19 protein-coding genes and 2 pseudogenes are annotated in these 19897 nt (G+C 66.7%); 8 read left to right on the top strand and 13 right to left on the bottom strand.

What is annotated here, in order from left to right; all coding sequences use genetic code 11:
- Positions 1 to 92: 92 nt before the first annotated feature.
- From G6N26_RS16035 to G6N26_RS16010, 6 genes and pseudogenes are all read right to left on the bottom strand, one after another.
- Positions 93 to 644, bottom strand: a complete 552-nt coding sequence (locus G6N26_RS16035; RefSeq protein WP_232067466.1) for a methyltransferase — start codon at positions 642 to 644, stop codon at positions 93 to 95.
- Positions 562 to 1375 (bottom strand): annotated as a pseudogene (gene istB, locus G6N26_RS16030) (IS21-like element helper ATPase IstB). Before istB ends, G6N26_RS16035 begins: the two are co-directional and overlap by 83 nt.
- Positions 1375 to 2587: pseudogene (gene istA / locus G6N26_RS16025) on the bottom strand (IS21 family transposase). The pseudogenes istB and istA overlap by 1 nt, the downstream one beginning before the upstream one ends.
- Before the next feature lie 53 nt (positions 2588 to 2640).
- On the bottom strand, positions 2641 to 3276 hold the full coding sequence (locus G6N26_RS16020) for an acetylserotonin O-methyltransferase (protein WP_232067465.1): 636 nt from the start codon (positions 3274 to 3276) through the stop codon (positions 2641 to 2643).
- 632 nt (positions 3277 to 3908) lie between these two features.
- Positions 3909 to 5390 carry an AMP-binding protein gene (locus G6N26_RS16015; RefSeq protein WP_067168372.1) on the bottom strand — a complete coding sequence of 494 codons (1482 nt, stop codon included), beginning with the start codon at positions 5388 to 5390 and terminating at the stop codon, positions 3909 to 3911.
- On the bottom strand, positions 5383 to 6363 hold the full coding sequence (locus G6N26_RS16010; RefSeq protein WP_067168371.1) for a phosphotriesterase family protein: 981 nt from the start codon (positions 6361 to 6363) through the stop codon (positions 5383 to 5385). The genes G6N26_RS16015 and G6N26_RS16010 overlap by 8 nt, the downstream gene beginning before the upstream one ends.
- A gap of 125 nt (positions 6364 to 6488) precedes the next feature.
- Here G6N26_RS16010 and G6N26_RS16005 point away from each other — a divergent pair, with 125 nt between their 5' ends.
- On the top strand, positions 6489 to 8198 hold the full coding sequence (locus G6N26_RS16005) for an acyl-CoA dehydrogenase (RefSeq protein ID WP_083020384.1): 1710 nt from the start codon (positions 6489 to 6491) through the stop codon (positions 8196 to 8198).
- Between the two features lie 201 nt (positions 8199 to 8399).
- On the opposite strand, the gene G6N26_RS16000 is transcribed toward G6N26_RS16005, so the two are convergent.
- Positions 8400 to 9269, bottom strand: coding sequence for a DUF5996 family protein (locus G6N26_RS16000; RefSeq protein ID WP_232067602.1), 870 nt, complete (start codon positions 9267 to 9269; stop codon positions 8400 to 8402).
- Positions 9270 to 9512: 243 nt separating this feature from the next.
- On the opposite strand from G6N26_RS16000, the gene G6N26_RS15995 reads away from it, so the two are divergent.
- The gene (locus G6N26_RS15995; protein WP_067168413.1) at positions 9513 to 10196 is read left to right on the top strand and encodes a TetR/AcrR family transcriptional regulator; all 684 of its coding nucleotides are present in this window, start codon (positions 9513 to 9515) and stop codon (positions 10194 to 10196) included.
- Positions 10193 to 11134, top strand: coding sequence for a R2-like ligand-binding oxidase (locus G6N26_RS15990; RefSeq protein WP_083020386.1), 942 nt, complete (start codon positions 10193 to 10195; stop codon positions 11132 to 11134). The genes G6N26_RS15995 and G6N26_RS15990 overlap by 4 nt, the downstream gene beginning before the upstream one ends.
- A gap of 4 nt (positions 11135 to 11138) precedes the next feature.
- Here G6N26_RS15990 and G6N26_RS15985 read toward each other — a convergent pair whose 3' ends face one another.
- Positions 11139 to 12557 (bottom strand): NADP-dependent succinic semialdehyde dehydrogenase, encoded by a 1419-nt coding sequence (locus G6N26_RS15985; protein WP_083020387.1) that lies wholly within the window; start codon positions 12555 to 12557, stop codon positions 11139 to 11141.
- Positions 12558 to 12638: 81 nt separating this feature from the next.
- On the opposite strand from G6N26_RS15985, the gene G6N26_RS15980 reads away from it, so the two are divergent.
- Positions 12639 to 14285, top strand: coding sequence for an acetolactate synthase large subunit (locus G6N26_RS15980; RefSeq protein ID WP_083020388.1), 1647 nt, complete (start codon positions 12639 to 12641; stop codon positions 14283 to 14285).
- A 54-nt stretch (positions 14286 to 14339) separates the two neighbouring features.
- Positions 14340 to 14825, top strand: a complete 486-nt coding sequence (locus tag G6N26_RS15975) for a DUF309 domain-containing protein (RefSeq protein ID WP_067168365.1) — start codon at positions 14340 to 14342, stop codon at positions 14823 to 14825.
- Here the strand turns inward: G6N26_RS15975 and G6N26_RS15970 are convergent.
- The gene (locus tag G6N26_RS15970) at positions 14790 to 15095 is read right to left on the bottom strand and encodes a UsfY protein (protein ID WP_225323387.1); all 306 of its coding nucleotides are present in this window, start codon (positions 15093 to 15095) and stop codon (positions 14790 to 14792) included. The genes G6N26_RS15975 and G6N26_RS15970 overlap by 36 nt on opposite strands.
- 24 nt (positions 15096 to 15119) lie before the next feature.
- Positions 15120 to 15518, bottom strand: coding sequence for a hypothetical protein (locus G6N26_RS15965; protein WP_067168411.1), 399 nt, complete (start codon positions 15516 to 15518; stop codon positions 15120 to 15122).
- Between the two features lie 199 nt (positions 15519 to 15717).
- Here G6N26_RS15965 and G6N26_RS15960 point away from each other — a divergent pair, with 199 nt between their 5' ends.
- Positions 15718 to 16422, top strand: a complete 705-nt coding sequence (locus tag G6N26_RS15960; protein WP_067168364.1) for a helix-turn-helix transcriptional regulator — start codon at positions 15718 to 15720, stop codon at positions 16420 to 16422.
- A 33-nt stretch (positions 16423 to 16455) separates the two neighbouring features.
- Here G6N26_RS15960 and G6N26_RS15955 read toward each other — a convergent pair whose 3' ends face one another.
- Together G6N26_RS15955 and G6N26_RS15950 are read right to left on the bottom strand one after the other, a co-directional pair.
- Complete coding sequence (locus G6N26_RS15955) at positions 16456 to 17025, bottom strand: DUF488 domain-containing protein (RefSeq protein ID WP_067168363.1); 570 nt, start codon at positions 17023 to 17025, stop codon at positions 16456 to 16458.
- A 15-nt stretch (positions 17026 to 17040) separates the two neighbouring features.
- The gene (locus G6N26_RS15950) at positions 17041 to 17253 is read right to left on the bottom strand and encodes a hypervirulence associated TUDOR domain-containing protein (protein WP_067168362.1); all 213 of its coding nucleotides are present in this window, start codon (positions 17251 to 17253) and stop codon (positions 17041 to 17043) included.
- A gap of 89 nt (positions 17254 to 17342) precedes the next feature.
- Between G6N26_RS15950 and G6N26_RS15945 the strand changes: the two genes are divergently transcribed.
- Both G6N26_RS15945 and G6N26_RS15940 read left to right on the top strand, forming a co-directional pair.
- Positions 17343 to 18254, top strand: a complete 912-nt coding sequence (locus tag G6N26_RS15945; RefSeq protein ID WP_083020389.1) for a LysR family transcriptional regulator — start codon at positions 17343 to 17345, stop codon at positions 18252 to 18254.
- 110 nt (positions 18255 to 18364) lie between these two features.
- Positions 18365 to 19519, top strand: a complete 1155-nt coding sequence (locus G6N26_RS15940; RefSeq protein ID WP_067168360.1) for an NAD-dependent formate dehydrogenase — start codon at positions 18365 to 18367, stop codon at positions 19517 to 19519.
- 24 nt (positions 19520 to 19543) lie between these two features.
- On the opposite strand, the gene G6N26_RS15935 is transcribed toward G6N26_RS15940, so the two are convergent.
- A complete protein-coding gene (locus G6N26_RS15935) occupies positions 19544 to 19891 on the bottom strand; it encodes a DUF732 domain-containing protein (RefSeq protein ID WP_067168359.1) in 348 nt (115 codons plus the stop codon).
- Positions 19892 to 19897 lie beyond the last annotated feature (6 nt).

Below are 19897 nucleotides of genomic sequence, written 5' to 3'. Positions count from 1 at the left end.
CGCGGACGGCAGGGCGATGGCCTGCTGGCATCGAGCTGAGAAACTCCCTGTAGAGGCCCGCGGTAGCGAGGTGCGAATCGGAAGCGCGCCTCCTAGCTGGGCACGGCTTCGATGACGCAGAGCGGCCCTGCCGTCTGCACCACGCGCTGCAGCCGGAAGCCGCCCCGTCGGAGAAGGTCGGTCCATTGCTCGAGGCCGCGCTCCAGTGCGCCCGCCAGCACCAGCATCTCCATGTCGGCGTAGTGGCCGAGGAATTCGCGGTCGTGATCGGGGACGACCATCTCCAGCAGCAGCAGCTTCGCACCCGAAGGAGCTGCCGCTTTGATGGTGCCGAGGATCGCGATGGCTTTGTCATCAGGCCAGTCGTGGATGACGTTCTTCATCACATAAGCGTCAGCGGTTGGCACGCTTTCGAAGAACGACCCGCCCGTCACAGTGACTCGCTCGGCGACACCGTGCGCGGTCAATACAGGTGGCGCCCCCTCGACTGCCTCGGGGAGGTCGAACTGTCGGCTCCGGTTGAATCCTGAGCAGCCTGCTCCGGTTGAAAAGTGAGCAGGTTTACGGAGTTGAGTCTGCCTGACGATCGGCTTCCACGGAGGGTAGGGATTCGATCGCAGTGTGTTTGATGCGGTAGCTGGCACCTTTGAGGGCGATGACGTCGGCGTGGTGCACGATCCGGTCGATCATGGCTGAGGCGATGGTGGCTTCGCCGAAGACCTGTCCCCAGCGTGAGAACGGCAGGTTGGAGGTCAGGATGATCGACGATTTCTCGTATCGGGTGGAGACCAGTTGGAAGAACAGGTTGGCCGCTTCGGTGTCGAACGGGATGTAGCCGACCTCGTCGATGACGATGAGCCCGTAGCGGCTGATCTTGCGGAGTTCGGCTTCGAGCCGGTTGGTGCGGTGGGCTTCTGCCAGTCGGGTGATCCAGCCGGTGGCCGGGGCGAAGGCGACGCGGTGTCCGGCGTGGGCGGCGGCGATCGCTAGCGCGGTCGCCAGGGGTTTTGCCGGTGCCCGGTGGGCCGAGCAGCACGACGTTGCGGGCCTCGGCAAGCCAGCCACCGGCTTCCAGTCGGGCGATCTGAGCGCGGTCGACGGCGGGTTGGGCGGTGAAGTCGAAGTCGGTGATCGTCTTGATCGCCGGGAACCCGGCATACCGGATGCGTTGACGTGCACCCGATTCCGCACGGGCATTCGATTCCACCGCCAAGACCGCACCCAGGTAGTCCTCCAGCGACCAGCCGACGTCGCGGCCCTGTTCGGCCAGCCGGTGGTAGTGCTCGGCGATGCGCGGAGCCTTGAGCAAGCGGGCCTGATGTGCGATGAGCTTGTCGGCGTCACCGGGCGCTGACGGTGTGCGCTTGGCGGGCATCAGGCGACCTCCCCGGTTCCGAACCGCGCGTCGTAGGCACTCAGATCGGCCACCTCGACGTCCACCGCCAGATGCGACCCCGCGGCCGGACGAGCCCGGAATTGCTCCCGCAGCACCGCTGCAGCCGCAAGATGGCCTGGATCGGTGACCAGACCTGCTGTGCCCCAGAGCCTTTGATGGTCAGCGACTAATCGGTCACCGCAGTGAGCGGTGATCTTCTCAACCCGGTGGTGACGGTGATCATCCGCCCGATCACCTCCGGGTGCACCGAGTACGCGTTGCCGCCGGCACTGACGTAGTAGTCGCGACCCAACCGCGTCGTGACCGTCGTTCCCGTCACCGGGGCCATCGGTGGCAGTGCGGCCATCACCGCCCGATCCACCGCGAGTGCATCGGCGGGCACCAGGCCCGTGGTCGCGTGGGTGCGGCGATTGGCGATCGTGGCCAGCCACGCCCACAGTTGGGTGTTGAAGTCCGCGGGCGAGGAGAAGGCGCGGCCGGGCAGGAACGAGGTCTCCAGGTAGCCGTTGGCCCGTTCCACGAGTCCTTTGGATTCGGGGTCGTACGGTCGGGTCTGGATCAGCCGGGTGGCCAACACCCGCAGAACCCGACCACGCCCTCGGCGAGGCGACCGCGTTGACCGATACCGGACTCGTTGTCCCACAACAGTGTTCGGGGAACCGCGCCGACATCCTGCACCAGTTGCCACATCCCCGCCAGCAGATCCCCAGTCACTCGCGACGGGATCATCATCGCCGCGATGTACCGCGAATATGCCGCAACCATCACGAGCACCGGGAACGACCGAAGCACCCCGGCGTGATCGGGTACCAGCGCTCCGGGAAACCACAGGTCGCACTGCACCTGCTCACCGGGCCGATGGACCAGTCGGTCGCACGGATCGGCTGGAGCGTACTCCGGGCGGATCCTGGCCACATTCTCGGCGAACCAGGAATGCCCACCCGTCCAGCCGACCCGTTCGGCAATCACGGTGGCCGGCATTGTTGGGAACTGGCCCAGCAGCACCCGTACCGCAATCTCGATCTGCGCCCACGCCGACGTCGTTGACGGTGCGCGTTCATAGCGTGGTGGTGCCTCAGCGCTAATCGCCTTGGCCACGGTGTTGCGCGATAGCGACAACCGCCGCGCGATCGCGGCCTGCGACAGGTTCTCCGACCGATACAGCCGGCGAATCTCCGCCCAATCCTCCACAGTGATCACTCTCCAATCAGAAGGGTGCTCACTTTTCGACCGGAACTACCTGCTCACTTTTCGACCGGAGCCGACACGAACAGCACGCCCCGGGCATTGGGGGCGGCGGCGAGAACGGACGACAGCAACCGGCCGTGGCCGCCACCGATATCGGCGATGACGCCGAAATTGCTGAAGTCGTATGCCGCGACCACCGCCGCCTCCAACACTGACGACGTGGAGGTCATGGCGTTGTTGAAAATCTCCGCGAATTCAGGGTCGTCGGGTAGGTAAGCGAAGAAGTCCTTTCCGAACACTTTTGGGGGGTTCGGCTCTCCGGTGCGCACCGCATCGGAGAGCCGTGTCCAGTTCGCTCGATGCTGCGGCGAGCCGTAGAACAGCGCAGCCCCACGCATCGAGATCGGCGAGTCGGTGCGCAGTGTGTCGGCCAGCGCGTTCAGTGCGAAACGGCCGTCGCGGCGTCTGCGAAACACGCCGCGGCTGATCAGCAACCGCATCAGCCGAGCCACGCTATCCGGGTCGGCCCCGATGCGGCCCGCCAGCTCCTCCTTGGTCAACGGGCCCGCAGCCAGCGCGTCGGCGATACCCAGTTGCGCGGATGCCGAGATGGCCTGCGACAGAAAGGCTCCGAAGAGGAGGTCGATGACCGTGATCGGGGGAGGTGCCAGTCGCTGGTATAGCCGCCCCACGTGATGACGGACTCGTTCGACCGCGCGAGCCACTTGGGCAGGCGGCTGTTTCGGGGGTGAGGTCGGTGACTTAGGCGGCATCGTTCTCCATTACGCCGTGATTACAGGACTCGAGGGAACAAGTATTCCTTCTTGAGGATTTTCGCGCGTTCGATCTGCTCTCATCCCAGAAACCTGGGCGATGGCGCCAATTTCTGGTCTATTGCAAAGATCGGTCGCGATAGACCCGCGCGCAGCGTCGCGCCCGACTGCATTGCGTAGGTCGGATTACTTGCAGAACTCGCCGCGAGAAGATGGCGTCGAGCGCCGCCGTCAGCCTGGCGATCTTGTCGCGGCGGTAACTCGCTCTACGGTCGGCAATCGTAGTACTCACGCCAGCGTGTAGTGTGTCCATCGCTGTTGACGTCGAGCGCCTCTATCACTTCTATATCGATTGGCTTACTGTCGATTTCGAAGGTTTCCACTCGCTCGACTAGTACCGTATGGCGGCTTACCGCCAGACTGCCATCAGTCACCGTGGTGCTCGGAACCATTCTCACCGTCACCTGAAACTCGGGCTTGATCGCGTCAACGCCGCGCGGTGCACGCCCCGCGGATCGTCGATGTTATGCCCTTCTCGAACCTGTGGCCCGTCAGCCGGCCCCCGCGGTCTGCAGTCGCCGCAGGATCCGGTCCCGCACGGCCGAGCGTCGGGCCTTGCCGGCGTCGTCGCGCAACGGGGTGTCGACGAATTCGATGAGGTCGGGGGTGGGCGGAACCTTGTACGCCGCCAGGTGTTCGCGCAGAAATGCCTGCACGCCCGCGGAATCCAGGGCGCAGCCGTCGGCGGTGTGCACCAGAGCGTAGGGCACCTGGCCCAGATCCTCGTGCGGGACACCGACGACCAGACAGGACAACACGTCCGGGTGCGCCGACAGCGCGTTCTCGATCTCGGCGGGGTAGACGTTGCGGCCCCCGACGGTGAACATGTCGACCCGGCGGTCCGACAGGTACAGGAAGCCGTCGGCGTCGAAATAGCCGAGGTCGCCCAGCGAGTCCCAGCCGTCGCGGCTTTTCGCCGTGGCGCCGACGTAGCGGTAGGTGGGCGCGCTGCCGGGCGCGGGCCGCATGTAGATCTCACCGACCACGCCGGGCGGGCAAGGGTTGCCGTCGTCGTCGAGCACCTTCATCTCCCCGGCGACCACCACGCCCACCGAACCCCGATGCGCCAGCCATTGGTCACCGGAGATGAACGTCAACGCCTGTAATTCGGTGCCGCCGTAGAGTTCCCAGATCTTCTCCGCACCGAGCAGGTCGATCCACGCCTGCTTGATGGCCGGCGGGCACGGCGCCCCCAGGTGCCAGAACCGCCGCAGCGAGGACAGGTCATAGGAGTCCGGGTCGGCGTGATAGACCGGCAGCGTCCGCTGCATGATGGTCGGCACCGTCGTCAGGAACGTGACGCGATGATCGGTGATCAGCCGGAGGAACTGGTGCGGGTCGAACCGGCTCATCAGCACCAGGTGGTGGCGCATCAGCAGCGCGATGGTGGCGGTGGTGAAGCCGGTGTTGTGGCTCAGCGGCACCGGCACCAACGTGGTGTCGCCCTCCTGCGCGCCCAGCGGGTAGCCGATCAGCGCCGGTATCCGGCTGTCGCCGCCGGATTCGATCAGCTTGGGCCGCCCGGTGCTGCCGCCGGATCCCATCGCCTTCCACACCGGTGAGACGGCCTCGGGCAGCGGGTCGTCCGAGAGCGCCGGATCAGGGACGAAACCCGCTGGCACGCTAGGGATTTCATCGTGGTCACGTCCCACCAGCAGCGCCGGCGGGCGCAATTCGAGCAGGCCCGCCAACTCCGCGTCCGGCAGCCGCGCCGACAGCGGCTGCGGCACCGCGCCCAGTTTCCAGCAGGCCACCGCGGCCTGGATCCACTCGACGGAGTTCGGCAGCACCATGGTCACGTAGTCGCCGACGCCGACGCCGCGTTCTGCGTAGGCGCGGGCCAACCGGTTCGTCGAGCGGTCGAGCTCGGCGCGGGTCAGGGTCAGCCCGTCACAGGTGACGGCGGGCTCGTCGGGAGCGAGCTGGGCAAGCTGCGAAATCTGGGTGCCGATCGGCGGGACCGGCTCACTCATAGCCACCCTGACGCTCGAAGATGCGGCGCGGGTTGTCGACCAGCATGGTGTGCAGCTGCTCGTCGGTGACGCCGCGTTGCTTGAGCGCGGGGATGACGTCGTTGTGGATGTGCAGGTAATGCCAGTTCGGGGCCATCTGCGGTACCAGCTCTTCGGGGAGCGCGTCGAAGTAGCAGTTGGCGTCGTGGGAGAGCACCATCCGGTCGGCGTGCCCGCGCTCGCACATCTCCGCCACGATCCGCACCCGCTCCTCGAACGGCGAGATCACGTCGAGGCCGAACCGGTCCATGCCCAGATACGATCCGGCCGCGATGAGCTCTTCGAGGTAGCCGATGTCGGTGCTGTCACCGGAATGCCCGATCACCACCCGCGTGAGGTCGACGCCCTCTTCTTCGAAGATGCGTTGCTGCTCGAGGCCGCGGCGCAGGCCGGCGTGGGTGTGCGTGGAGATGGGCACCCCGGTGCGCTTGTGCGCCTGGGCGACGGCGCGCAGCACCCGCTCGACGCCGGGGGTGATGCCCGGTTCGTCGGTGGCGCACTTGAGGATTCCGGCCTTGACGCCGGTGTCGGCGATGCCCTGCTCGATGTCGCGGACGAACATCTCGGTCATGATCTCCGGGCCGCCCAGCATCCCGCCCGGACCCTCGTAGTGGAACCGGAACGGCACGTCGTTGTAGGTGTAAAGCCCGGTCGCCACAACAATATTCAGCTCGGTGGCCGCCGCGACGCGGGCGATGCGCGGGATATAGCGGCCCAGGCCGATCACGGTGAGGTCGACGATGGTGTCCACGCCGCGCGACTTGAGCTCGTTGAGTCGGTCGATGGCGTCGGCCACCCGCCGCTCTTCGTCGCCCCACGCTTCGGGATAGTTCTCGGCGATCTCGGTGGTCATGATGAACACGTGCTCGTGCATGAGGGTCACGCCCAACTGACCGGTGTCGATCGAGCCGCGGGCGGTATTGAGTTCTGACACGCCACTGATGCTAGGGCGACGGGCACCCGACCAACAGGGTCGTTTTTATTCGGTGCGGCCCGATGGCCGGGTTATTGCAGTACCCTCACCCTCGTCTGCGTCGAGAACCCGCTGGGAGTCCCGCCATGTTGCTCAATCCCAACCACTTGCAACGCCAGTACCCCGACCGCCGCTCCGGCGAGATCATGGCCGCGACGGTGGACTTCTTCGAGTCCCGGGGCAAGGCGCGGTTGAAGTCCGACGACCACGAACGGGTCTGGTACTCCGAGTTTTTGGACCACATCGGCCGCGAGCGCATCTTCGCGTCGCTGCTGACGCCGAAGGAGTACGGCGCCGAAGATTGCCGCTGGGACACCTACCGGATCAGCGCGTTCGCCGAGATCGTCGGCTTCTACGGGCTCAACTACTGGTACCCGTTCCAGGTCACCGCCCTGGGCCTGGGCCCGATCTGGATGAGCGCCAACTCCGACGCCAAGCGCAAGGCCGCGGCGCTGCTCGAGGCCGGCGAGGTGTTCGCGTTCGGCCTGTCGGAACAGACGCACGGCGCCGACGTCTACCAGACCGACATGAACCTGACGCCCTCCAATGGGGGCTGGGTCGCCAATGGGGAGAAGTACTACATCGGCAACGCCAACGTCGCCCGGATGGTGTCCACCTTCGGCAAGTTCGCCGGCGCCTCGAAGAACGACGCCGAGTACGTGTTCTTCGCCGCCGACTCCCAGCACGAGCGCTACCAGCTGATCAAGAACGTGGTGAACTCGCAGAACTTCGTCGCCAACTACGCGCTGCGCGACTACCCGGTCAGCGAGGCCGACATCCTGCACCGCGGCCCGGCTGCCTTCCACGCCGCGCTGAACACCGTCAACGTCTGCAAGTACAACCTGGGCTGGGGCGCGGTCGGCATGTGCACGCACGCCATGTACGAGGCGGTCACCCACGCGTCCAACCGCATCCTGTACGGCACTGTCGTCACCGACTTCACCCACGTGCGGCGCCTACTCACCGACGCCTACGCGCGGCTGGTCGCGATGCGACTGGTCGCCACCCGGGCCTGCGACTACATGCGCAGCGCGTCGGCCGACGACCGCCGCTACCTGCTCTACAGCCCGCTGACCAAGGCCAAGATCACCAGCGAGGGCGAACGTGTCATCACCGCGCTGTGGGACGTGATCGCGGCCAAGGGCGTGGAGAAGGACACCATCTTCGAGGCGATGACCCGCGAGATCGGCCTGCTGCCGCGGCTGGAGGGCACGGTCCACATCAACATCGGGCTGCTGGGCAAGTTCATGCCCAACTTTCTGTTCGCGCCCAGCGGCGAATTGCCGTTGATCGGCCGCCGCGACGACGCGGCCGACGACACCTTCCTGTTCGCGCAGGGCGCGACCGGCGGCCTGGGCAAGGTGCGGTTCCACGATTGGCGCGCGCCGTTCGAGAGCTTCGCCCACTTACCCAATGTCGCGCTGCTGCGCGCACAGATCGACGTGCTCGCCGAGATGCTGGCCAGCGCGACCCCGGATGCGGTGCAGCAGAAGGACATTGACTTCGCGTTCGCCGTCGGCCAACTGTTCGCCACGGTGCCCTACGCCCAGCTCATCCTGGAGGAGGCCGGGCTGTCGGGAGTCGACGAGGGATTGATCGACGGGATCTTCGCAGTGCTGGTCCGCGACTTCAACGCCTACGCCGTGGAGCTGAGCGACAAGCCCGCGACGACGGACGCGCAGGCGCGCTACGCGTTGCGGATGATCCGTCGCCCGCTCCACGACCCCGCGCGGTATGACCAGATTTGGAAGGAGCACGTGCTGCCGCTCAGCGGCGCCTACGCGATGCGGCCGTAGCTTCCCGCCGAGCGTGACCCTGCAGTCACGCTGGAGCTCGAGAGTGACTGTGGCGTCACGCTCGACAAGCTGAACCAAGGCCCGAGGTTCTCTCGTCGAGTGTGCGACCAGCCGCACCCTCGACGCCGTGTGCGCGCCTGGCCGCACACTGGCGCTACGTCACGCTCGACAAGCTGAACCAAGGCCCGATACCAAACGCGCTCATGCGCGGGTTTGATGGGCCTTCCAGCGATCGGGGTCGTCTTCGAGCGCGGCGCGGTCCCAGCCGGCATGCACCGCGGCCGCTTCGTAGGTGTCTTGCAAGAACCCCAGGAGCGCCTGGTCGGGGTCGGCTGCCTGCCGCACCGCCTCGTACGGCAACAGGTATTCACCGAGATCCTTGTCGTAGCGCGCCTCTTCGGGACCGACGGGGTGGTCGGCGAAGCCATCGGGTTCGGGATAGGCGTAGGCGTAGAAAGCGCCCTCGTCACCCCCGCCGGGAAAGAATCCGCAGCTGCTCAGTTCTCGCGAGTAGCCCTCGACCATCACCCAGTCTCCGCAGTTGGGTGCGCCACCCGGGTGGCGAGGCGCAGCGCGCCCGGAAAATCTGGTGCACGCGAGATCCATTGCACCCCAGAAGAAATGGACGGGACTCACCTTACCCATGAAGCGGGACCGAAACTGGCCGAGCACGCGATTGGCCGCAAGTAACTGACGCCAGAACAGGTTTGCCGCATCAGGGTCGTATGAGGCGTGATCGATGTCTTCGGCGAACGGCACGGCCGGGTCCACCTCGTTGGGGTGCGGCTGGATGCGCGTGGAGAAACCCAGCTCGTCGAGTGCCCGCATCGTCTGCGCGTAGAACTCGGCGACCGGCTTCGGTTCCAGGCGCACACTGCGGGTCGCGCCGGTGCTGCTGCGGATCATCAGCACGTGGTCGATGAAATCGAACTCCATATCGAAGACCGCTGTCCCATACGGAATCGCCGACGTCGTCAAGCCGCGGGGGGTCACATACGAGGTGACCTGCCACCAGTGGTTGACCAACGGCGAATGGGCCAGCCGGACCTTGCCGACGATCTGTGCCCACATGTGCAGTGTCTGCCTGGTTGGAGCCCAGTCGTCTACCCGCAGGCTGGGCCACGCATCGCTGTCGTCGTGGTGCGTCGTCACGGTTACTCCTCGGCTTTTTCGGCGGGGTCGCTACCACCGATAGTGCTCGCTCGTCGGATTTCCCGCTGAGGGTTGCTCGCGGTCTGCCACTCGGCCGCAGCCCTTGACTGTGGCGTGGCTCACAGTAGGATGACCAGTGGTCACTCGATCGAGGAGGCAACATTGCCGACGGTCACCTGGGCACGCGTCGACCCCGCTCGTCGCGCCGCGATCATCGAGGCCGCGGAGGCCGAATTCGGGGCGCACGGCTTCTCCCGCGGCAGCCTGAACGTCATCGCGCGCCGCGCGTCGGTCGCCAAGGGGAGCCTCTTCCAGTACTTCGCCGACAAGCGCGATCTGTACGCGTTCATCGCCGACATCGCCAGCCAGCGGGTGCGCGCCTACATGGAGGGCCGCATCCGCGAGCTCGACCCCAGCCGGCCCTTCTTCGAGTTCCTCACCGACTGGCTCGACGCCTGGGTGGCCTACTTCGCCGACCACCCGCACGAGCGCGCGCTGCACGCCGCGGCGACCCTCGAAGTCGACACCGAGGCCCGCGTCAGCGTGCAGAACGTCATCCACCGGCACTACCTGGAAGTGATGCGCCCGCTGGTCCGCGACGCGCACGTGCGCGGCGACCTGCGCGCGGATTCGGACACCGACGCGCTGTTGTCGTTGCTGCTGTTGATCTTTCCGCACCTGGCGCTGGCGCCCTACATGCGCGGCCTGGATCCGATCCTAGGGCTCGACGAGCCCACCCCCGAGCAGCCCGCGCTGGCCGTGCGCAGGCTCGTCGCCGTGCTGGCGGCCGCGTTCTCGGCCGCGCCGGTCAGCTCCGCCCCCAAACGATCTGAGGAGGTCACATGAACAGAACCCGAATCGCCTCGATGGCCGAGGGCGGCCTCAACTGGGACAGCTTGCCGCTCAAGCTGTTTGCGGGAGGCAACGCGAAATTCTGGAATCCGGCCGACATCGACTTCTCCCGCGACCGGGAGGACTGGGAACGCCTCACCGACGACGAACGCAGCTATGCGACCCGGTTGTGCGCCGAGTTCATCGCCGGCGAGGAATCGGTGACCCAGGACATCCAGCCGTTCATGGCCGCGATGCGGGCCGAGGGCCGCCTTGGCGACGAGATGTATCTGACGCAGTTCGCGTTCGAGGAAGCCAAGCACGTCCAGGTGTTCCGCATGTGGCTCGATGCCGTCGGCATCACCGAGGACCTGCACGACTTCCTCGAGGACGTTCCCACCTACAAGACGATCTTCTACGAGGAGTTGCCCGACTGCCTGAACGCGCTGACGCTTGATCCGTCTCCGGCCGCCCAGGTCCGCGCGTCGGTCACCTACAACCACATGGTCGAAGGCATGCTGGCGCTCACCGGCTACTTCGGCTGGCACAAGATCTGCGTGGAACGCGGCATCTTGCCCGGCATGCAGGAGTTGGTGCGTCGCATCGGTGACGACGAGCGACGCCACATGGCGTGGGGCACTTTCACCTGCCGCCGCCACGTCGCCGCCGACGACGCCAACTGGGGCGTCTTCGAAACGCGCATGAACGAACTCATGCCGCTCGGGCTGCGGCTGATCGAGGAGGGCTTCGCCCTCTACGACCCGATGCCCTTCAACCTGTCGCTGGACGAGTTCATGCAGTACGCCAGCGACAAGGGGATGCGACGGTTCGGCACCATCTCCAGCGCCCGGGGCCGCCCGCTCGGCGAGATCGACCTGGACTACTCCCCGCTGCAACTCGAGGACACGTTCGCCGACGAGGACGAGAAGCTGCTGGCGGGGGTGTCCGCCTAGCGGCTCACTCCACCTTGTCGTCGCTCGACGAGGAGCCGCTTTCGGATTCGCCGACCCACACGGTCTTGGCATTGACGAACGCGCGGATGCCCAGGCCCGCCAGTTCGCGTCCATATCCCGACCGCTTGACGCCGCCGAACCCCAATTCGGGGTAGGACACCGTCATCCCGTTGATGAAGACCTGGCCGGCCTCGATGTCGTCGATGAAGCGCTGCTGCTCGGCCTCATCGTTGGTCCAGGCGTTGGAGCCCAAGCCGAAGGTGGTGGCGTTGGCGATCTCGATGGCCTCGTCGATGTCGGCGGCCCGGTACATCGAGGCGACCGGACCGAACACCTCTTCGGTGTAGAGGGCCATGTCCTTGCTGATGTCGGTGACCACCGTCGGCGGGTAGAACCAGCCCGGCCGGTCGATGGGCTTGCCGCCGAGGCGGATGGTGGCGCCCGCGGCGGCGGCGTCGTCGACCTGCTTGGCGATCTCGTCGCGGCCCGACTCGGTGGCCAGCGGGCCCACGTCGGTGTCGGGGTCGGTGGGGTCGCCGACGGTGAGTGCCTGCATGCGCTCGGTGAACTTGTCGACGAATGCGTCGTAGATGTCGGCGTGGACGATGAATCGCTTTGCGGCGATGCAGGATTGGCCGTTGTTCTGCACCCGGGCGGTGACCGCCGTCTTGGCGGCCTCGTCCAGGTTCGCCGAGGGCATCACGATGAACGGGTCACTGCCGCCGAGCTCGAGCACCGTCGGCTTGATCTCGTCTCCGGCGATGGCCGCCACCGATTGGCCGGCCGGCTCGCTGCCGGTCAGGGTGGCCGCCGCCACGCGCGGGTCGCGCAGGATGCGCTCGACGGCGCTGGAGGAAACCAGCAGGGTCTGGAAGCAGCCCTCGGGGAAGCCGCCGCGGGTGATGACGTCGGCGAGGTACAGCGCGCTCTGGGGGACGTTGGAGGCGTGCTTGAGGATCCCGACGTTGCCGGCCATCAGCGCCGGCGCGGCGAACCGCACGGCCTGCCAGAGCGGGAAGTTCCACGGCATCACGGCCAGCACCACTCCGAGCGGCTGATAGCGGATGTAGGCCTTCTTCGCGCCCACCGCCTCGGCGTCGGCCGGCTCGTCGGCGAGCAGCTGCTCGGCGTTGTCGGCGTAGTAGCGAAAACCCTTGGCGCACTTCAGCACCTCGGCCTTGGCCGATTTCAGGGTCTTGCCCATCTCCAGCGTCATCATGGCGGCGACCTCGTCGGCCTCCGCTTCCAGCAGATCGGCGGTGGCGTTTGCCCACGCGGCGCGCTGGGCAAACGTGGTGTTGTGACGGTAGTCGAGAAAGCGCTCGTAGGCACGGGCGATCGCGGCATCGACTTCTTCGTCGGTGGCCGGGGTGAAGGTCTTCACCGTCTCGCCGGTAGCCGGGTTAATGGTGGCGATGGCCACGTTGGCCCTCCTTCATCGGATGAGTAGCTGAAAAGTCCAACCCCCAGCCTGCCACTATCGTTCCCCTAAGGGAGGTGTCGGATGAGCAAAGCCGCTGAGCTGATCGTCAAGTGCCTGGAAAACGAGGGTGTTTCCGTCGTGTTCGGGGTGCCCGGCGAGGAGAACATCCGATTGGTGCAGGCGCTGGCGTCGTCGCCCATCCGCTACGTGCTCACCCGGCACGAGCAGGCGGCGTCCTTCATGGCCGAGATGTACGGGCGGGTCACCGGCCGGGCGGCGGTGGTGTCGGCCACCCTGGGGCCGGGCGCGATCAACATGCAGCTCGGCGTGGCCGACGCCACCACCAACAGCACCCCGCTGGTCGCCATCTCCGCGCAGGTGGGCCACGACCGGGAGTTCAAGGAGTCACACCAATACGTCGACCTGGTGTCGATGTTCGCCCCGATCACCCGATGGGCGGCCGGCATCCCGACCCCGCGCGCCATTCCCGAGATGGTGCGCAAGGCGTTCAAGCTGGCCGAGTCCGAACGCCCGGCCGCGGTGTATCTCGCGGTGCCGGAGCACATCGATGCCGACGAGAAGGACTACGACCTGGGGCCATTGCCGCGCAACGTCGTCCGTCCCGACGCCCCGGCGCCCCGCCAGGTGGAACGCGCCGTCGAAATCCTGCGCAGCGCGCGCCGACCGGTGGTGCTGGCCGGGCACGGTGCCGCGCGCGCCGACGCCACCAAAGCCCTGGTCCGCTTCTCCGACGAGTTCGACATCCAGGTGGCCAACACCTTCCACGGCAAGGGCGTCATGCCCGACGACCACCGCAACAGCATCGGCACGCTGGGCTTCATGCGGCACGACTACGTCAACTTCGGATTCGACAACGCCGACGTCGTCATCGCCGTCGGCTACGAGTTGCAGGAATTCGACCCTGTCCGCATCAACCCGCAGGCCGACAAGAAGATCATCCACATTCACCGGTTCCCCGCCGAGGTCGACGCGCACTACTCGGTCGACGTGGGGATCATCGGGGACATCAGCGATTCGCTGAACGCGCTCACCGACGCGCTCTCCGGTCACAGCTTCAGCCAGTCCGCCGAGGTGCCTGGGTCGGGGCTGCTCGCCGAGGAATTCGCCCGCGGACAACAGGATTCGCGCTACCCGCTGGCGCCGGCCCGGGTGGTCGCCGACACCCGCGCGGCGCTGGGACGCAGCGACGTCGTCCTGGTCGACACCGGCGCCACCAAGATGTGGATGGCCCGGCTCTACCCGACGTATGAAAAGAACACCTGCCTGATCTCAAACGGCCTGTCCACCATGAGCTTTGCCCTCCCGGGGGCGCTGGGCGTCAAGCTGGCGCAGCCGGAGTCCAAGGTGCTGGCCGTCGTCGGCGACGGCGCGTTCTTGATGAACTCGCAGGAGATCGAGACGGCCGTCCGCGAGCGGATACCGCTGGTGGTGCTGATCTGGGACGACGGCGGGTATGGCCTCATCGAATGGAAGATGGATCTCGAACTCGGGGCGCACTACTACGTGAAGTTCAACAACCCGGACGTGGTGACGTACGCGGAAAGCTTCGGCGCCAAGGGATATCGGATCTCTCATGCCGAGGAGCTGCTGCCGACGCTGCGCGCCGCCCTCGACGACGACGGTGTCTCGCTGATCAGCTGTCCGGTCGACTACTCGGAGAACCTGCGGCTGACCGACCGGCTCGGCGAGCTGGACGAAACGCTGTAATCCGCCCACCCATACCGCGAGCGTGCCGGGCGGGTCGCTTGTCATGATGGAGAGATGACCGGGCGTGATCGCGACGAATCGGGCCGGCCGCGCAGCGCCCGACCCCGCGACGCGTTGGGCCGGCCACTGCCGCCGGGCAGCGAAGGCGTTCCCCGCATTCCGGACGACCTGGCGTTGACGCCGGCCGAAACGCTCGCCTATGCCCAGGATCTGCTGGACCGAGGCCTCGCCTTCAACGCGCACGAGGTGCTCGAGGCCGCCTGGAAGAACGGTCCGGCCGACGAGCAGGCCCTGTGGCAGGGCCTGACGCAGCTCGCGGTGGGGCTCACCCACGCCCAGCGGGGCAACCTCAAGGGTGCGATGACGCTGCTTCGCCGTGCCTCCGCCCACCTCGCGCAGCAGCAACGGCCGGCGCCGCACGCCATCGACGCCCGTGGACTGGCGGACTTCGCCGATGTGCTGATCGACGACCTCGCCCGCGGGGCCGGTATCAGCGCGTCGCGGCTACGGCCCCGCCTGGTGGTCGGAAGCGCCGAGTAGCCTGAGCTGCTGTTCTAAAAGGGTGACCCGGCGAAGTTCCACGACGAACCACAGGATCGCCGCCGCGGTGGCAAGCAACGCGATGAGCGCCAACGTGGTGAGCCACTCGTAATGTTGATAGGCGGCGACCGCGACGGTGGCAATGATGCCGGACAGGGCGACGCCCAGGAGAATGAACCCGGGCCAAAAGAAATTGTCTTTCATGGTGAGGCCGGCGCGCGGCTGCGCTGTCCGGTGCCGATCGGTCGGGTCGTGGTGTGTGTCGCCCATTTCTCCCTTTCGTGAGTCAATTCCCTAGTAGCGGTGGATGACCCGCGCTTGCGCTGGATACCGCGGGAGGTAGACGTCGAAGAGCAGAATCGCGCCGATCGTCGTCACCAGCCACACCATGACCGTCGCGGCGAGCCAGGACGCGGCGCCATAGATGCTGAGCCCGTGCGTCGACAGGGAAGCAAGGCCCATCGCGACAAGCGTCAGGATCAGGCCGGTGGAACCCAGCAGGAGTGACGCGTAGCCGTAAGGCAACTTCAAGATCTTCAGCGACAAAGTGGTTTGCGTGATCGAGAAAAACACCGCGGCGACGATGAGGCCGGACACCGACAACGCAACGTGGGGAACAATCTTGGCCGCCAACGCCAATCCGATGGTCCAGGTGGCCGATCGCGCGGCGGTACGCAGCACAAAGTGCTTCACGACGCCGACGGCTTTACTCCGGCGCCAGCGCATCGCGGTCGGCAATGCGCGCGCGTAGCCTGATCGTCGAACCGTTCACTGAGGGCGGCGCCGTTCGGGAAGGTGATCACGACTGCTCCTGAAAGCTAACGGATAATTAACTAAACTTTAGAAATCAATGGCGGTAACGTCAAGGCTCTGTGATCGAGAAGTAGGCGTGATGGACCAACTGCGACGCGACGCCGCCGGGATCGGCGCCCTCGCCGACCCGGTGCGCTACGAGCTGTACCGGTTCGTGTGTTCGCAACCGGGACCGGTGAGCCGTGACCAGGCTGCCGAAGAGGTGGGAATCGCTCGGCACCAGGCCAAGTTTCACCTGGACCGGCTGACCGCCGAGGGCCTACTGGAATGCGATTACGCCCGGTTGACGGGCCGGTCCGGCCCGGGAGCGGGACGCACCTCGAAACTGTATCGGCGGGTCCGTCGCGACATCGCGGTCAGTTTGCCGCAACGCCAATACGAGTTGGCCGGGCGGCTGATGGCCCACGCCATCGTCCAATCCCAGCAAGACGGCGCGCCCGTGGTAGAGGCGTTGCACCGCATCGCCCACGACTACGGCCGCAGCATCGCCGCTACCGCGCTCAGTGCCGCGCGCCGGCCGCTGTCCGACGCGCGGGCGGCCCTCAGGCTGGTGGCACGGGTGTTGCAGGAGCATGGCTACGAACCGCGGCAGGGCGACGACGGCGTGTACCTGGTCAACTGTCCCTTCCACGCGCTGGCTCAGGAACAGACCGAATTGGCCTGCGGCATGAACCACGCGCTGATCAACGGGATGGTCGACGCGATGACCCCGCAATGCCTGCATGCCCGGCTGCAGCCGACCCCGGGCCGCTGCTGCGTAGTCGTCGCACCCGACGCTGATTAGCTCACGGCGCTACGACGCACCAAACCCGCTGCGTCAGACCGCCGTTGGGGCGCTGCCGGCCTCCGCCGGATAGGTCACGCGCTTGCCCTCGTCGACGACCGGTGTGGCGCCCCACTGCCCGAGCCGGTGCTCGCGCGGGGCGGATCCGCTGATGAGGTGCCATACCGTCCAGCCCTGGGCGACAAGGCTGTTCGCGATCAACTGTCGATGGCACCGCCACGGCACAGGCTCACCGCACATGATCGCCACCCGGTGGGAGCGGGCGAGGGCGATCAATTCGGCGAGGCCGCGCTGGTATTCGTCGGTGAGGGTGTAGTCGGCGTAGTTCTTGAAGCTCGCGTTCTGCCAGCCCGCGTTGATGGTGGGATCGACGCTTTGTTGGCGGCGGCGTCCCCCGAGCTCGGGAAGGTGGCGGTAGCCGATGCCGGCCTCGTTGAGCCAGCGCGACATCTCCGCGCTGCCGAACTGAGGGTTGCGCCGCGAGCCGGGCTGGGCGCGCACGTCGACGAGCAGGGTGATGCCGACGCTATCCAGGGGTTCCAGGAAGGTCGGCACCGGGCACGTCCAGTGCCCGATGGTCCAGATCTCGCCGCCGTCGCTCATGGTGTGGTGGCCGTCCTAGTCGGTCTTCTCCAGGGCGTCGCCCTTATGCATCGCGATGTGGTCGGTTTTGTCGCTTTTGATCTCGTATTGCGGGTCGTCCTTCGTGCAATGCCGTTTGTGGCCTTTGTACTCCGTGTCACGGGTGTGCTTCTTGACGATGACGCCGCTGACGTGACCGGCTTCCGAATTCCATCTGACGTGGTCCCCGACCTCGAACTGTTTCGCCACCGTGCGCCTCCTTGGCTTGCGTTTGTGGTTCGTTGCGAGGGTTCCCCCGCGACTGCGACGAGTAACCGCTCGCGTGGTCGAATGGGCGCATGCTGTTTCGTCAGCTGGAGTACTTCGTCGCGCTCGCCTCCGAGCGCCACTTCGCGCGCGCCGCACGGGCGTGCTACGTGTCGCAGCCCGCACTGTCGGAGGCCATCCGCAAGCTGGAATCCGAACTCAACGTCCCGCTGGTGCGGCGGGGGCAGCGCTTCGAGGGCCTCACCCCCGAAGGCGAGCGCCTGGTGCCGTGGGCGCGGCGCATCCTCGCCGACCGCGACGCGCTCAAACGGGAGGTCACCGCGCTGCAGGCCGGGCTGACCGGAGAGCTGCGGCTCGGGGTGGTCCCGGCGGCCTCGACCACCGTTGCGTTGCTTACGGATCCGTTCTGCGCCGCGCATCCCCTGGTGCGGGTCCGACTCGAGGTCAATCTGCGTTCGGCCGGCATCGTCGAACGCGTCCGCAAGTTCGAATTGGACGCCGGCATCCTCTATCCGGACCAACAGGACACCGCCGACCTGCTGGTCACCCCGCTCTACCACGAACAGCCGGTGCTCATCGCCGCCGCCGAGTTGCTGGGCGGCGAGACGGACACCATCGCGTGGGCGGACGCGGTGCAGCTGCCGCTGTGCCTGCTGGTCCAGGGCATGCGCGGGCGGCGGGTCATCGACGACGCGTTGGCCACCCACGATCTGCACGTGACACCGCAGCTGGAAACCGATTCCGTGGCAGCGCTATTCGCGCACGTGCGCACCGGGCGGTGGGCGAGCATCGTGCCGCAACCGTGGATCCACACCCTGGGGGTCCCTGCCGGGGCGAGCGTGCTGCGGCTGCGACGGCCCTCGGTCACCGCGCTGATCGCGCTGGTCACCAACCGGGCCGAGCCGGGCTCGTTGCTGGCCCGGGCGTTGCGACGGACCGCGCGCGAGGCCCGCATCGGCGCCACCCTCAGCGAGCAGTCCTAGCCGCCGCCTCCATTGATCGGCGTGGCCTATCAGCCGGTCGGAATCTCGTCTTGGACAGCCCAGCGGCCGCGCCGTGAGACTGGGTTGATCGCCAGTCAAAGGAGAATTCAGTGGCCAAGTGTGTGATGGTGCTCTATCCCGACCCCGTCGACGGATACCCCCCGGCCTACGCGCGGGACAGCATCCCGACGATTCACGGGTATCCCGACGGCAGCACGGTGCCGACCCCGTCGACGATCGACTTCACCCCCGGTGAGCTGCTCGGCTGCGTGTCGGGTGCCCTGGGGCTGCGCAAGTTTTTCGAAGACGCCGGGCACGAACTGGTGGTGACGTCGGACAAGGACGGACCCGACTCGGAGTTCGAGCGCGCGTTGCCCGACGCCGAAATCGTGATCTCGCAACCGTTTTGGCCCGCCTACCTGACCAAGGAGCGCATCGCCAAAGCGCCCAAGCTCAAGCTGGCCCTGACCGCGGGCATCGGCTCGGACCACGTGGATCTGGATGCGGCCAAGGAGCGCGGCATCACCGTGGCCGAGGTGACCTACAGCAACAGCATCAGCGTCGCCGAGCACGCGGTGATGCAGATCCTCGCGCTGGTACGCAATTTCGTCCCGTCCCATCGGTGGGCCACCGAAGGCGGCTGGAACATCGCCGATTGCGTCGAGCGCGCCTACGACCTCGAGGGCATGGACGTGGGCGTGATCGCCGCCGGACGGATCGGTCGCGCGGTGCTGCGCCGACTGGCGCCGTTCGACGTCAACCTGCACTACACCGACACCCGCCGGCTGTCCCCCGAGGTCGAGAAGGAACTGAACGTGACGTTTCATCCGACCGTGGAGGAACTGGTGCAGGCGGTCGACGTGGTCTCGGTCCACTCGCCCCTGTACGCGGACACCCGTGGGATGTTCGACGAGAAGCTGATCTCGACGATGCGGCGCGGCTCCTACATCGTCAACACCGCCCGCGCCGAGGAGACGGTCCCGGAAGCGATCGCCGACGCGCTGCGCAGCGGGCAACTCGGTGGCTACGCCGGCGACGTGTGGTACCCGCAGCCCCCACCGGCCGACCATCCGTGGCGGACTATGCCGAACAACGCGATGACGCCGCATGTTTCGGGCACCACGCTGTCGGCCCAGGCCCGTTACGCGGCCGGCACCCGGGAGATCCTGGAAAGCTGGTTCGCCGGCACGCCGATCCGTCCGGAGTACCTGATCGTCGAGGGCGGCAAGCTCGCGGGCACGGGGGCGCTGTCGTACCAGAAGTAGTCGCGGGCAGCTGCCAGGCGGCGCTCAGCCCCCTTTGCCCTTGCCGCCTTCGAGTTGGCTCGGGCAGTACGCCTTCGCCGATATCGTCGCGAATTGGGCGGCGCCGCTGGTGGTCAGGGCGGGGTTGTTGTCCCGGATGTCGGTGAGGAGTTGGAGTCCGGACACGCCGCGAGAAATCATGCCGCACACGGACTTTCCAGCGGCTACGGCTTGGCCCGGATCCTTGAAGCTGATCCCTACGGTGTGGAGGTCGGACAGGAAGGATCCATTGTTGTCATCGGTGGGCGCCTCGTCCTCGCCCGGCGTGGCGTGAGCCGGCGCCGCGGCAACGATGCCCATCGATACCCCGATCAGCGCTAGCAGCAGTTTCATAAAGCC

The sequence above is a fragment of the Mycobacterium marseillense genome, assembly GCF_010731675.1.
Classification (GTDB): domain Bacteria; phylum Actinomycetota; class Actinomycetes; order Mycobacteriales; family Mycobacteriaceae; genus Mycobacterium; species Mycobacterium marseillense.
This window is presented reverse-complemented; position numbering and strand designations above follow the sequence as displayed.